We start from the raw sequence: 15,029 nt of genomic DNA, 5'->3' as shown, positions 1-15,029 counted from the left end.
ACCTTTTATGATCTTGTATCTGCAGACCCGGCGAAAGCAGCGATCTCTGCTGCAAGTTCTTTCCATACCTCTTCCTGTAGAAAATGTTTGGAAGGAAGCGTTTTAAAGAATTTAAGGTCTGCATACTTTTTTATTTCCTCGCCATATTCTTTTAAAGAAAGAGCAGGATCATCCTCGCCCCATATTACCTGGACCGGATAAGGGGTATCCTTCACCGCCTTTATGCATAGCCGGCGGAATTCCTCTGAATCTTCAAAATTTCTCATGATCTTCAAAAAGGCTTTTCCATCATCTTCCCTTTTAAGAAGGTCTACATAGGCTTTTATTTCTTCTTCCCTTATCCCATCGTCATTATTGACTCCCAGGGTAGAGAACATGAGCGGCCAGGTGGTATGAGTAAGCAATTTTAATTCTGCTTCTCCAAGGATCTTTTTCTCAAAGGGCCGCATTGGTAATGGCTTTTTGAAGTTCACAACATCTACCCAGGTATTTAAAATTGTGAGGGAGAGGATCTTTTCCATATTAGTTGCAGCCAGTGCAAAGCCAATAGGACCACCTATGTCATGGACCACAAGATGAAATTTTTCTACATTGAGTTGAGCCAGGGCCTTTTTTAAAAATCTGGAAAAATTTGAGAAAGTATATTCAAAATCCTCCGGCCGGGCAGAGAGTCCCAGTCCGGGAAGGTCTATTGCGATGCCTCTGTAATTTTTTGCTGCAAGTTCGGTTAGAACCTTTCTGTAAAGAAAGGAAGAGGTGGGTACCCCGTGAATACAGACTATAGCTTCTCCCTTGCCATAATCCAGTGCAAAGGTTTTAATACCATCTACACTTAAATAAGTTCCGGAATTCTCATGGACCTGTATTATTTTTTTAATTTTCTCCTGCGTCTTCATCATTTGTAATTAATCTGCTCTTCAAGATAAAACGAAAAGTGACAGGTTGCAATTTTGAAATAATAAAGTAAGATTAAAGTTTAGTAAGATTGTAAGGCAAGTCCTAATTCACCCCCCCCCCTCAGAATAAAATACCTTCAGATTATATTAAACAGAAAAAAGCCGCAGGTAAACCCACGGCTTTTTTTATGTTGGAGATAAAAATTTTATCTCAGTTTTTGATATTTCTGCGGATTTGCTTCATTCATAATTTCATAAACCTTCTCGAAAATATCTTCAGCTGAAGGTTTTGAGAAATAATCTCCATCTGTTCCATAAGCCGGCCTGTGCGGTTTTGCAGCCAGAGTTTGGGGTTTACTGTCCAGATGTATGTAGGCATTCTGCTCTTCCAGGATCTGTTGCAGGATAAATGCTGAAGCGCCTCCCGGCACGTCTTCATCTATTACAAGAAGCCTGTTAGTTTTGGCCACACTCTTCACGATATCCTTATTCAGGTCAAAGGGCAGGAGGGACTGTATGTCAATTACCTCTGCACTAATGCCTATTTCCTCCAGCTCTGCGGCAGCTTCTTCCACCAGTCTCAAGGTAGAACCGTAGGATACGAGGGTAATATCTGTTCCTTCTTTTATAGTTTCCACAACACCCAGCGGGGTACGGAATTCTCCAAAGTTATTTGGGAGTTTTTCTTTTAGCCTGTAGCCATTAAGGCATTCTACAATCAATGCCGGTTCATCTGCTTCCAGTAGGGTATTGTAAAAACCGGCAGCCTTCGTCATATTTCTTGGTACCAGGATATGCATGCCTCTTAACAAATGTACAAGAGCACCCATTGGCGAACCACTATGCCAAATACCTTCCAGCCTGTGCCCCCGTGTTCTTACTATAAGAGGAGCTTTTTGTCTTCCTTTAGTTCTATATTGAAGGGTGGCAAGGTCATCACTCATTATTTGAAGAGCATAAAGTACGTAATCCAGGTACTGTATCTCTGCAATGGGTCGCAGTCCTCGCATAGCCATTCCAAGCCCCTGTCCAAGGATAGTGGCTTCCCGTATACCTGCATCGGCTACCCGTAATTTGCCATATTTCTCCTGCATTCCTTCCAGTCCCTGATTTACATCACCAATTTCACCGGAATCTTCTCCGAAAATAAGGGTTTCAGGTTTTGTGCTGAATATTTTATCAAAATTGTCTCTCATGACAATCCTTCCATCCACTTCCGCAGCATCCTCATCATAGGTAGGTTTTACCTCATCAACATTTACGGCCTTCCACTGGGACTCGCTGTAAAGGTTACTGCTGTATTCTGGCTGGGATTGTTTCGTGTAATTTTCAATCCAGTTTGCCAATTGACCTTTAGCTTCACTTTCTTTACCTATAAGGTATCTAAGAGATTTTCTTGCAGCTACGAGAAGGTCTTTTTTCAAAGGGTCTTTAAGGGAAGAAACTTCCTTGTGAAAGGCCAGAATTGCTTCTTTATTGGAACTCTCTTTTGCAGCATTTTGAAGCAGCGGTAATAATTCCTTCTGCTTGTTCTTCATAGGATCTGCATATGCAGTCCAGGCAGCTTTTTTCCCGTCCCTTACTTCTTTTTTAATACCGTTTTCAAGTTCTTCCAGTTCTTCGGTATTAGCAAAATCATTCTCAAGGATCCATTCCCTGAATTTTAAATTACAGTCATATTCCCTTTCCCAGCTTAATCTTTCTTCATTCTTATATCTTTCGTGGGAGCCTGAGGTGGAATGCCCCTGTGGCTGGGTAAGTTCCTTTACGTGAATTAGAACCGGGGTGTGAGATTTACGGGCAATTTTTGAAGCTTTCTCATAAGCTTCCACCAGTGCCACATAATCCCATCCATTTACTACAATGATCTCATAGCCATTGGTATCTTCATCTTTCTGAAAACCTTTAAGTATTTCAGAAATATTCTCTTTTGTCGTTTGATATTTAGCATGAACAGAGATGCCGTATTCATCATCCCAAACACTCATTACCATTGGCACCTGTAAAACGCCGGCAGCATTAATGGTTTCCCAAAAATGTCCTTCACTCGTACTGGCATTGCCAATAGTTCCCCATGCAACTTCATTTCCTTGATTGGAGAAACCTTCAGCATCTATACCATCAACATTGCGATATATCTTTGAAGCCTGTGCAAGGCCAAGTAATCTGGGCATTTGGCCGGCGGTAGGAGAAATATCTGCACTGGAATTCTTTTGTTGCATCAAGTTTTTCCAGCTACCATCTGCATTAAGGCTGTGAGTGGCAAAATGTCCTCCCATTTGCCTACCGGCACTCATTGGTTCGTCTTCAAGGTTGGTATTGGCATAAAGTCCCGCAAAGAACTGTTGTATAGTCAATTCACCAATGGCCATCATAAAGGTCTGGTCCCGGTAATAACCAGAACGAAAATCCCCGTTCCTGAATACCTTGGCCATTGCCAGCTGCGGCACCTCTTTCCCATCTCCAAAAATACCGAATTTAGCTTTTCCCGTGAGAACCTCTCTTCGACCCAACAGGCTGCATTCCCTGCTGGTTACTGCAATTCGATAATCTTCAAGAACCTGACTCTTAAAATCTTCAAATGATAATGATTCTTTTGCTTGTGTTTGGCTGTGCATGAAAACGTTTTTGAATGATAACAAAGGTAATCAAAACTAAGGTTAAATACAATTCAATAATTATACGTAAAAAATACTTTTTATCTTTTAAAAAGAAATTAAAATGCAGAATCCTCAAAATGATATCGTATATCTGCAAATAATTGCGAATTAAATAATGGGTTGCCGAGGTTTAATAATAATTATCGCATTTTAGGAATGAGAAAATAAAAACCCTTAATACCATTCCCGGGTGAATAGTTTTAGAAGGGTGTTCAAGTCCAGAGTGACAATAAACCTAATTTTTTGGTCATATCTATCCTGTGCGATTTCCCAACCCAGGTTAGAATATACAGGGAGGAAGACCTCAAAATAATCCTGCACCAAACTTACCCTCACACCAGAGTCATACACAAATGATGGATTTACTCCACGGTTTTTTACAAGGCCAATGTCCCCATAAGCAAAGATCCATTTCCAGATATTTGTACTGGCATTGAATGTGGTCATCCATTGATTGGCATATTGCGGCTCCAGTTGGGATTTGAAACCACCTTCAGCCATAATGATCTGTTGGCTGAAAAGTCCACTGCTTTGACTTCGACCATAATAATTGTAATCAAAAAGATAATCTGTAGGACGATCAAGGGCAAAACTGAAGAAATCATTATCTGTCTCGTCATTATAGAGAAACGTTCCAGCAAACAGCCTGAGGTTTATTTGGCGGTTATTCTTGAACAGTTTTCTGTATTCTACATCCAGTGCCAGTTTACTAAAGTTCTTGGCGAGTTCATAATCAATTCCCCCCGCAATATAATCAACCAGGTTCGTGTCACTGTAATTGTAGCTTACATTAAAAACATTATAGTTGGGTTGGTCTACCGGGTTTAGGAGGTCATAATCCCTTTGTACATTTACATTTCTTAATATGAGGCTTTGTCTTTCATTATCTCTTAGATAATTATTCCTGAAGAAGAACCCCAGGTAGGGTGTAAATTTTTCATAGAACAAATTGTAACCATAAGAGAAACGCACGCCTCCTATTCCATATCTAAGGGCAAACAAATTATCATCATCTAGATAATGAGTGTTGCTTATAGAAGCAGAACCTACGATTGTTTGGCTTCCAAAACCAAATTTTGGAGATATCCTAAAATCAAAATTTCTGGTAAGGAAAGGTTTATTGTAAATCTTTGGCCCAATTGCGATACCATCGTATAAGTTAAATGATACTTCGGGCATAAAGAATACCTGATAATATCTTGGATCTTCTATATCCTGAAGTAATCTAAATTGTACGGGTTTGTTCAGCAGGGTATTAATGCCCTTATAATTATCCCGGCGATTAAATTCAGGTATCACGCCTTCATGGTTTAGGGCCAGCCTGTCTATACCCTCTCTTGGAATTGTCACCTGTTGATTTTCTGCTGTGTTCTCAATCCAGGTTTTATACACGATCTCCCCGTCGTTTAAACCATATAAGGAAACCGGCATATTATTATCCTTCTTATTTTTGATGGTCACCTCCAGGGAATCCCTGGTTTTTTTTACTCTTTTGAATTTAAAATCGATCTTGCCTCTGGTTGCAACATAATCATCAAAAAACCAGGAAATATCCTTACCTGCATTATTTTGAAGTTTCTCTTTAAAAGCATTTGAATTAGTGGGTTCTAACAAATTTTCCAGATAAAATTCCCGTATAGATGCTTCAACAGCGTCGTCTCCCAGAAAATCTTCTACATATTTTAACCCAGTCCCGGCTTTATATGCATTTGCAATATTCTTATTGAATTTTACAAGAGAATCCTGGCTTGTGGTGAGGGGCTGGTCCAGGTTCATCCTCGCCATGTGCATATACAGTAGGGGATACTGGTCATTAAATTCAAGGTCGGCGGCGTGGAACCATCTAATTCCTATAAATTCACTAAAGGATCCTAAAAGTTTCATATCGGGATAATGAAGGTCTACATAATCCATCATTAAGGATATGTGGATAGCGTCATATACCCATTGTTCCTCCCGGGGATTGAGAAAAAGGGTGTTTTTCAAATAGTGATCTGTTACCGCCTTGAACTGTTTAATGTCATACTGAAAACCATCTGGGAATGGCCTTATAAATTGCGGTAACTGATTTAAACCGTAAACCGGGTTATTGAGATAATCTTCTTTTGTTACCAACATTGCCTTATGAGGGTAGGGGCCTAATCTTAATTCGAGAAATTTTAGGATCCGGTTTAAAATAATCCCTTTCATTCCCATCATGAGCCCGTCATCCTCAAGATTGGTCAATACCTCGGTTTGATTAACTTCCATAGATTCAAATCGCGATGAACGGGTAAGATAGAGCTGCGGGTTGATCCTGTTTTTTCCGGATAGGAAGGTGGTTTTGTAAATATTCTCTGTGACTACCTTTTCAATATTAAGAGATGATGCAACGTAGAGATAGGGTTTGGTAGAAAGCCTTATTTTAATGTTTGCTGGAGGCGTGTATTGGTCGCCAATATTCCTGTCACTGTAGAGCTTCCATTCTTTATCAAAAACAGCCGGGGTGATATACCAGTATTTAAGTTTAAAATTGCCCTGGTCATCAAAGCCGAATCTTGTAAATTTTTCTGAAGGTATCTTTACACTGTATAAGAGGTTAATTTCTACCTTTTCCCCCGGATATAGTGGTTTTTCGAGATTGACCTTTATGATATCTGGTGCCCCATCTGGCCTTTCCCAGGTAAACGGTTGGATATATTCATTGGTGATACTATATATTTTCGTAGAACCCCGCTCATCTTCCCTGGCAAAATGGAATCTCCTGAGATAATCCTCTGCGAAGCGTTTAGCCAGCGGGGTAGACTTGTCTTTAAAGCTGTTCGCCCAGTCATTTAAATAGATCTCATTTAGGGCCTGGTCACTTGTATTTTCATAAAGGATTTCCTGCTGTATGTTGAAGATCCTTGTAGAATCATTCAATACAGCGATTATATCCATATCTATTTGCCCATTGACCCTGGATACCATACCAAGGTTAATGAGCATAATTAAAAGGATAAATTTCTTATTCAAATGGAATTCCCTGTTTATAATTACAATAAGACCAAAATTACAGTATCAAAGAAACTGCGAAAAGATGTATAAGAATAATTATTTAATTAAAAATTAGGACTTAAGTTGTATTCATCATAGAACCTGTCCAGGATATCTATTACTTCATCTTCTGTGTCCACAACGTGAAGCAGGTCTATATCCCCGTCACTTATATTTTGAAAGGAATCCAGGAGGGTGGCTCTTACCCAGTCAATGAGTCCGCCCCAAAAGTCACTCCCTACCAGGATAATAGGGAACTTGTCGATCTTATTGGTTTGTATGAGGGTGATAGCTTCAAATAGCTCATCCAGGGTTCCAAATCCTCCCGGCATAACAACAAAACCCTGGGAATATTTTACGAACATAACTTTTCTAACAAAGAAATAATCAAAATCCAGACTTTTATCACGGTCGATATAAGGGTTGTCGTGTTGCTCAAAGGGAAGGTCAATATTAAGTCCTACAGAGGTTCCTCCACCAAGGTGTGCCCCTTTATTACCTGCTTCCATTATACCGGGGCCACCACCGGTAATAACACCATACCCGTGATCTACGATCTTTTGGGCTATTCTTTCAGTTAATTTATAATACTTGTTATCGGGTTTTGTTCTGGCAGACCCGAATACTGATACACAGGGGCCAATCTGGCTTAGCTTTTCATATCCTTTTACAAATTCCCCCATGATCTTGAAAATTGCCCATGAATCGTTGGTTTTGATCTCATTCCAGGCCTTATTTCCTTGTTTAGCTCTCATTATATATTTTCTACTTTTTTAGATTTTAATTCTCTTTTTAAATATGCCGCGGTATAACTTTTTTTATGCTTTGCCACTTCCTCGGGTGTACCGCACACTACAACCTCTCCGCCATTTTTTCCGCCTTCATATCCAATATCAATTATATAGTCGGCTATTTTGATCACATCGAGGTTATGTTCAATGATAAGAACAGTATTCCCTTTTTTAACCAACTTGTTTAGAACCTCCATCAAAACCCTTACGTCTTCAAAGTGTAATCCTGTGGTAGGTTCATCAAGTATATAAAAAGTATTGCCGGTGTCGCGCTTTGAAAGCTCTGATGCCAGTTTGATACGCTGCGCTTCTCCTCCAGAGAGGGTGGTACTTTGCTGCCCCAGGGTAACATATCCCAGTCCTACATCCTGTATGGTTTTCAACTTACGGTAAATTTTTGGAATAAGTTCAAAAAAATCTGTCGCCTCATTAATGGTCATCTCCAGAACATCTGCAATAGATTTTCCTTTATACCTTATCTCAAGGGTTTCCCGGTTGAAACGTTTTCCCTGGCAGGTTTCGCACTCTACATACACATCTGGTAAAAAATTCATTTCAATAACCCTTAAACCTCCTCCTTTACAGGTTTCACATCTGCCTCCTTTAACGTTAAAGCTGAATCTTCCCGGTTTATAACCTCGTATCAAAGCTTCAGGGGTTTTGGCAAACAGGTTCCTTATTTCAGAAAAAACTCCGGTATAGGTGGCGGGATTTGAACGTGGGGTTCTTCCAATTGGAGTTTGATTAATATCGATTACCTTATCTATATGTTCAAGCCCGGTGATTTTTTTATAAGGTAAGGGTTCTTTTACCCCATTAAAGTAATGAGCATTCATAATAGGGTAGAGGGTTTCATTTATAAGAGTAGATTTCCCACTTCCTGAAACTCCTGTTACCGCGATCATTTTCCCGAGCGGGATCTTAACCGTAACATTTTTAAGGTTGTTGCCGGTTGCGCCTTTAAGTGTTATATTCTTGCCATTGCCTTTTCTTCTTTTGGAAGGAACTTCGATCTCCTTTGTTCCGTTAAGATAAGAGGCGGTAATGGTATTATGTTGTTTTATTTGCTCTGGTGTTCCCTGGCTTATTATTTCCCCACCATGTTTTCCTGCCTGCGGGCCTATATCGATCACATGATCTGCCCGCTCGATCATATCCTTATCATGTTCTACCACGATAACAGAATTCCCCAGGTCTCTAAGAGCAATAAGGGAGTTAATGAGCTTGTCATTATCTCGTTGGTGTAATCCTATGCTTGGTTCGTCCAGGATATATAATACCCCCACCAGTTGAGAGCCTATTTGGGTAGCCAGTCTTATTCGCTGGGCTTCTCCTCCCGATAGGGATTTGGAGCTTCGGTTAAGGGAAAGATAGGTGAGCCCCACATCTACCAGGAACTGCAGGCGTGATTTGATCTCTTTTATAACCTCTTCAGCTATCTGTAATTGTTTTTCTGAAAGATGTTGGTCAAGATCTTCAAACCAGGACGCAAGGTCTGTAATATCCCTGTTTGCAAGTTCAGCAATGTTCTCTCCATTCAGCTTAAAGAATAGTGCCTCTTTCTTGAGCCGGCTGCCTTCACAAGTAGGACAAACGACCTTGTCCATATATTCCTTGGCCCATCTTCTCAGAGATGCAGAGTCATTATTATTATAGGTGGTTTCAATAAAAGTAGCCACGCCTTCAAAATCAATTTTAAACTCCCGGGTTATCCCCAGGGTTCTTGACTCTTTTGAGAATTTTTCCTTCCCACCATAGAGGATCATTTCCATGGCGGCGGCCGGGATATTCTTTACAGGATCACTTAATTTAAAATCAAATCTTTCAGCAATAAGTTCCAGCTGGGAGAATACCCAATTCTTCTTTTGGGGTCCATGGGGTGCAAGGGCTCCGCTTTTTATGGATTTGGAAGTATCTGGGATCAACTTATCTGGATTCACCTGGTGAAGTGCTCCAATTCCATTACAGGTAGGACAGGCACCTTTTGGGGAATTAAAAGAAAAGTTATTAGGTTCAGGGTTAGGGTAGGAGATACCTGTAGTAGGGCACATAAGATTCCGGCTGAAATACCTTACATCTCCCGTATCCTGCTCCAGTACCATTAACACATCATCGCCATGATACATAGCTGTTTTTATACTGTCATTAAGCCTTTTTTGTCCATTGGCTGCAGCATCTATTTTTAAGCGATCCACCACGATCTCAATATCATGGACCTTATAGCGGTCCAGCTTCATTCCCTTTACAAGGTCCCGTACCTCTCCATCTACTCTCACCTTTAAAAAACCCTGCTTGGATATTTGTTCAAAAAGTTCCCGGTAGTGTCCTTTCCTGGACCTAACGATTGGCGCAAGAATATTGATGCGCTTATCAGTAAAATTTTCAACAATAAGGTCGCTTATTTGCTCATCGTTATAACTTACCATCTTTTCCCCGGTGTTATAACTATAAGCATCAGCCGTGCGCGCGTACAGCAGCCGCAAAAAATCGTATATCTCTGTAATAGTACCAACCGTACTACGCGGATTTTTACTGGTAGTCTTTTGTTCTATCGCAATAACCGGGGAAAGGCCTTCTATCTTATCAACATCTGGCCTTTCAAGTCCTCCCAGGAACTGCCTGGCGTAAGCTGAAAAGGTTTCTATGTAGCGTCTTTGACCCTCAGCATAAATAGTGTCAAAGGCCAGGGATGATTTTCCCGAGCCAGATAAGCCTGTAATAACAACCAATTTTTCCCTGGGAATCGTGACATCAATGTTCTTTAAATTATGAACTCTCGCCCCCAGTACTTCTATGTTTTCTTCCTCTCTAGCCATATTAAAATTCAAGTGGGCAAAGGTACTTAAACTGTTGCTAACTAAAAAGAAAGAGACTTCGTGGTATTTAAATGTTATTAAATTTTAAGAAACAGGGAAGCGGCTCCTGTAGCCCTTAACAAAAGATTAGTAGGATTCAATAATTTGTTCTTAAATCTTTGTTGACGATTTTGGCTAACACAGGAAATTCTTATCTTTACTCTCACAAAATCCCCCCTGGATTTTTCGTGTCCACCCACCGGACCAAGAATTCATTCCCTACCCCTTTTGTGTTTTCTATTTGAAAACAAACTAAATTTTTACACCCCCCCAAGAAGAATTGTAAAGTTTTTTGCAATGCAGATAATTGATTTGTCCCAAACTCAATTATTGGCCTACAGACATTATTAATTAAAGAAATTAAATGTTTCGAGGGATGAATACGGAAAAAAAACAATTATTACTCATTAGTAACAGCACAGAATTTATTGCAGACATTAAAGAGGGATTATCTCTTCATTTTCAAATTAACGTGGTCACTTCCATGCATTCCGGCTTTCATACAGCTCTTAACCTCTTACCGGATATCATTTTAATAGATCATACATCTATAGATCCTAAAAGCTTAAAGAATATCTCCAATTTCAAGAGTACGCACTTTTTAAATAAGTGCTGGTTGATGTTGTATGCCAACGAAGAATGCAGAGGCAAGATCGAAAAGGATTATAAAGATGAAATAGATGAGATTTACTACACTTCCACATCTGCCGGAAATTTATGTGGTAAGATTATGCAAAGGGTATATTCCAATTCTTCCCTTACTAATTATTGGAAGGATTCTTTTTTAGGGCTCTTTAATCTTTTATCAAATCCTGTTGTCCTGTTACAACAGGAATCCATCATTTCAATGAATGATTCCTTTAAGCAAACCTTTAAAATTGATAAGGCAGATGGTATTAGGCTTACAGATTTTGTGAAGTGTGAGAACAAAGCAAAAGTAAGGGAGAGCTTAAGGAATTTTGCCAGAGGGAAACATATGAAAGCTGTGACGAAAACTGCTCTCAGGCTAAAAAATAATAAAGTAAGGAATGCCAAGATCAGTTTTTCTAAACTTGACAAGATGATCAACGGTCAATATATAATGATGATACATTTTAGCAAGGAGGAGGATTTAGTGACTGAATCTATTGGATCAAATTCGGCTTTGGTTGAGGAATGTTTTGAGGAGAACAGCCAGATGACCAAATTTAGTTTCACTAAAAGAGAAAAGGAGATCATTCAACTTTTATGCAAAGGATATAAGACTAAGGAAATTTCTGAGACATTATTTATTTCACCTAAAACAATTGAAAAACATAGAGCAAATATTATAAAAAGAACAAATTCTGAGACGATCCTGGAAAGCATTATTTATGCTATTAGCCACAATATGATAGACTTACGTGTCGCTTAACATAAGGTTAACCAATTTTATAGGGGATTTCCCCCATAGGTTTACAGCAGGATCACCTTTAAATTTACACTAAATAAGAAAGTCACCCCCACTCTGCTTCTTATTGTCAAAACCCCACTAATTTATTAAAACCAGGTAAGTCATCCTTTGATGGTATTTACATATATAATTTATTAACCATTCTAAGTATTATTAACTAAAACTATTTTCACTATGAAAAACTTTAAACTTTCCATTGCCTGCCTCGCGGTATTCGCAATGATCTTTACTTCCTGTAGTAAAGAGGAAGTCGGTGGAGCCGACCTCAATTCTGAAAAAGCCACGTTGTCCTTTGGGGCACTGGTAAATGACCTGGTAGCCAATCGAGCAGCTACAAAACAAGCAATAGCAGATCTTCCTGAATGTACAGATGATACTCCTTCTTATGTGGAGATCGTTCTTATGTTGGGTGATGATGAAGTAGTAGGTACTTCAGCCGATCCTTATAGAGTAGACCTGGTAGCAGGACAACTGTTTACAGAGGAAGACGAAGCTTTAGAACTTGATCCCGGAAATTATACACTGGATCATTTCTCTGTTTATAATGCAGATGGAGACCTAATCTGGCTTTCTCCAAGAACCGGAAGTGCATTAGGAGAATTTGTAACAAATCCATTACCATTGGCTATTGATCTAAGAGCAGGCGTTAAGAAATATGTAGACGTACCTGTTCTTTGTTTTGATGACCGTGACGTAAATGAATATGGATACCTGTTCTTTGAACTTGATACCAATGTTGCTCTTGAGTTCTGTTTCTTTGCTAACTACTGTCCTCCAAATGGAAGACACTATACTGCCAACTATAGCGTAAGCATCTGGGCAGGAACCAGCTCTGCAGGAACTCCTTTATATACAGGTGTTGAAGCAAACACTGGTCAATATGACAATGGTGACTATTATGCAACTCCAACTTGTTTCGCTTTACCAGATAATGATGACCTTAATGAGGATTACTTATACTATGAAGTAACATTGTTAGACTGGCCAGCAAACTATGGTAGTGTACCAGCAGGAACTGTAATTAGTGGAACACTTAGTAAGCAAGACATCCTGGATAACTTCGATGGTGATGATAATGTTGATTATGAGCATTTAAGATTTGGATGTGAGGATAACGGAACAACTCCTCCTGATGATGATAATGATGGAGTACCGAATGATGATGACAACTGTCCAAATGTTCCTAACCCAGGTCAGGAAGATGCAGATGGTGACGGTGTAGGTGATGCTTGTGACAACTGTCCAAACATTGCAAACCCAAATCAAGATCCAGCAGCTTGTGCAGACCAGCCTGGTGACGATTGTGAAACTTCCTATATGTTTGGGGATGTGGAACTTAATTCTCTTCAATATCCTGGTAACAACTGGGGTTGGGGGTTAGACTTTGATGGAAGTGATAGCTGGTTTGATACTTATATGACTTCTGAAGGAGTGTATGAATTCCCACTTTGGGCTGGTGCCGGACAGAATAATACTGCAGTGGCCAGACAAGACGGAGTTGTAAGAGTAACATTGACCGATGATAATGTACAGGTTCAGCTTGTTCTTGATGCAGGAGTATCTGTAATTGAATCTCATATTTTCTTTGGAGAAGGTAACTGGCCAGCAAAACGGGCTCCTGGTCAACTAGGAAATAATTATAACGCGACTACCTCACTAAATGTTCATAGCTATCCGTATTCAGGCGATGGAACTTTTAGATTGATAGTTCACGCAGTTACTTGCGAATAAATAAACATTAATGCTGTCCGGGGCCCCGGCCCCGGGTGGCTTTAATTTAAAATTCCAATTAAATAAAAAATTAAAATTTGGGTGGTGAAAAATTTTCACCAGGGTCCCGGCAGGGATACCCATTTTCAAATCGAACTAAACTCTTTTATTAACCAAGCTTAATTTATTATGAACCAAAACTTTTGTATTATGAAAAACTTTAAACTTTATTTGAGTGCAGTTGCAGTATTTGCAATGCTCTTTACTTCGTGTAGCAAAGACGAAACAAATCCTTCAATTGAAGGTGAAAAAGCCACGCTAACCTTTGGTGCGCTGGTAAATGACCTGGTAGCCAATCGTGCTGCCTCTAAACAAGCGGTGGCAGATCTGCCTGAATGTACAGATGATACCCCGGCTTTTGTTGAGATCGCCCTTTCCTTGAATGGAACAGATGTAGTAGGTGATGTCGAGAACCCTTTTAGAGTAGACCTTGTTTCAGGACAGATCTTTACTAAAGAAGTAGCAGAACTGGAACTTGATCCTAATGTTTACAGCCTGGATTATTTTACCGTTCATAATGCTGATGGGGACGTGATCTGGATCGCTCCTCAAACAGGAAGTGCTCTGGGTGAGTTCGTTGATGTAACTCTTCCATTAAGCATCGACCTGCGTGCAGGAGTTAAAAAATATGTAGATGTACCAGTTCTATGTTACGATAATCGTGATGTGAACGAGTATGGATACCTGTTCTTTGAGCTTGACACTAACCAGGCAATTAAGTTCTGTATCTTTGGAAACTACTGTCCTCCATCTGAAGGTGGACGTCACTATCCTGCTGAATACAGTGTGAGTGTATGGTCTGGAACAGACGCTACTGGAACTCCACTTTATACAGATGTACAGAATCAAACCGGAACTTATGACAATGGTGATTTCTATGCAGAACCATTATGTTTTGCCTTACCAGATACTGATGGTACCGATGATTACTACTTCGAAATTACTCTAAGATCCTCAGATGAATATGGAAATGTAGAAGAGAGAGTTATTAGACAGGGAAGTATTAATGATGTTATTGTGAAAAGCTTCTTTGATGGTGATGACAACCTAGATTACTACCACTTTAGAGAAGGTTGTGATGGTGATGACGGCCCTCCAATCTTTGAAACTCCTGGTTCTGAGGCTGAATACTACGCTACTTGTGCGTATCCTATGAATAACTCAAACTCTGTAGCACTTGCCTATTTTGAGGTGAAGGACAATATGCTTAAAGCGACTATTCTTGCTGCCGGTGTTACGCCAAATCAGCAACACCCTCAGCATATTCACGGTCCGGAAGATGGTTCTAATGCAACCTGTCCTCCAATGAGTGCTGATGCAAATGGCGATGGCCTAATTAGCCTAGCAGAAGGGTTGCCATATTATGGTGGAGTTCAACTTTCACTTAATAATGAAGATGGATCCTTCCCAACTGCAAACGCAGCAGGATTCTATAACTATCAAAGGACGTTTGATCTAACAGGAACATCTTTATCTGCCTGGGAAAACCTTGCAGTAGTGGTTCACGGTCGTAACGTTGGTGGTTCTTACGATGCTACTTTACCTGTAGCTTGTGGACAAGTAAATAATTTAAATTCAAATTCACATTAATAGGTATGGCCGGGGGTAAT

8 protein-coding genes are annotated in these 15,029 nt (G+C 39.8%); 3 read left to right on the top strand and 5 right to left on the bottom strand.

Translation table 11 applies throughout. The features are described from left to right. Window positions 1-5: 5 nt before the first annotated feature. The 5 genes from FHG64_RS04220 to uvrA form a co-directional block, all read right to left on the bottom strand. Window positions 6-899 (bottom strand): alpha/beta fold hydrolase, encoded by an 894-nt coding sequence (locus FHG64_RS04220; protein WP_246054286.1) that lies wholly within the window; start codon window positions 897-899, stop codon window positions 6-8. A gap of 203 nt (window positions 900-1,102) precedes the next feature. Next, the gene (locus FHG64_RS04215; RefSeq protein ID WP_139065246.1) at window positions 1,103-3,514 is read right to left on the bottom strand and encodes an alpha-ketoacid dehydrogenase subunit alpha/beta; all 2,412 of its coding nucleotides are present in this window, start codon (window positions 3,512-3,514) and stop codon (window positions 1,103-1,105) included. Window positions 3,515-3,730: 216 nt separating this feature from the next. Continuing rightward, window positions 3,731-6,550, bottom strand: a complete 2,820-nt coding sequence (locus tag FHG64_RS04210; RefSeq protein WP_246054284.1) for a gluzincin family metallopeptidase — start codon at window positions 6,548-6,550, stop codon at window positions 3,731-3,733. 86 nt (window positions 6,551-6,636) lie between these two features. Beyond that, entirely contained in the window at window positions 6,637-7,326 is a 690-nt protein-coding gene (locus tag FHG64_RS04205) for an LOG family protein (RefSeq protein ID WP_139065245.1), read from the bottom strand. Next, the gene (gene uvrA, locus FHG64_RS04200) at window positions 7,326-10,178 is read right to left on the bottom strand and encodes an excinuclease ABC subunit UvrA (protein ID WP_139065244.1); all 2,853 of its coding nucleotides are present in this window, start codon (window positions 10,176-10,178) and stop codon (window positions 7,326-7,328) included. Before uvrA ends, FHG64_RS04205 begins: the two co-directional genes overlap by 1 nt. A 415-nt stretch (window positions 10,179-10,593) precedes the next feature. On the opposite strand from uvrA, the gene FHG64_RS04195 reads away from it, so the two are divergent. The 3 genes from FHG64_RS04195 (at window position 10,594) to FHG64_RS04185 (ending at window position 15,009) form a co-directional block, all read left to right on the top strand. Beyond that, complete coding sequence (locus FHG64_RS04195; protein WP_139065243.1) at window positions 10,594-11,610, top strand: response regulator transcription factor; 1,017 nt, start codon at window positions 10,594-10,596, stop codon at window positions 11,608-11,610. Window positions 11,611-11,823: 213 nt separating this feature from the next. After that, window positions 11,824-13,380: a thrombospondin type 3 repeat-containing protein gene (locus FHG64_RS04190; RefSeq protein WP_218937555.1), complete on the top strand. Its 1,557-nt coding sequence runs from the start codon at window positions 11,824-11,826 to the stop codon at window positions 13,378-13,380. A gap of 189 nt (window positions 13,381-13,569) precedes the next feature. Further along, the gene (locus FHG64_RS04185; RefSeq protein WP_139065242.1) at window positions 13,570-15,009 is read left to right on the top strand and encodes a hypothetical protein; all 1,440 of its coding nucleotides are present in this window, start codon (window positions 13,570-13,572) and stop codon (window positions 15,007-15,009) included. Window positions 15,010-15,029: the final 20 nt, after the last annotated feature.

Source organism: Antarcticibacterium flavum (assembly GCF_006159205.1).
Lineage (GTDB): Bacteria > Bacteroidota > Bacteroidia > Flavobacteriales > Flavobacteriaceae > Gillisia > Gillisia flava.
Note: the sequence above shows the minus strand (reverse complement) of the source record. Positions and strands in the feature narration are given on the sequence as shown.

Coding starts and splice junctions, on each gene's coding strand:
- FHG64_RS04220 (WP_246054286.1), bottom strand. CDS start 899: ATGATGAAGACGCAGGAGAAAATTAAAAAAATAATACAGGTCCATGAG.
- FHG64_RS04215 (WP_139065246.1), bottom strand. CDS start 3,514: ATGCACAGCCAAACACAAGCAAAAGAATCATTATCATTTGAAGATTTT.
- FHG64_RS04205 (WP_139065245.1), bottom strand. CDS start 7,326: ATGAGAGCTAAACAAGGAAATAAGGCCTGGAATGAGATCAAAACCAAC.
- uvrA (WP_139065244.1), bottom strand. CDS start 10,178: ATGGCTAGAGAGGAAGAAAACATAGAAGTACTGGGGGCGAGAGTTCAT.
- FHG64_RS04195 (WP_139065243.1), top strand. CDS start 10,594: ATGAATACGGAAAAAAAACAATTATTACTCATTAGTAACAGCACAGAA.
- FHG64_RS04190 (WP_218937555.1), top strand. CDS start 11,824: ATGAAAAACTTTAAACTTTCCATTGCCTGCCTCGCGGTATTCGCAATG.
- FHG64_RS04185 (WP_139065242.1), top strand. CDS start 13,570: ATGAAAAACTTTAAACTTTATTTGAGTGCAGTTGCAGTATTTGCAATG.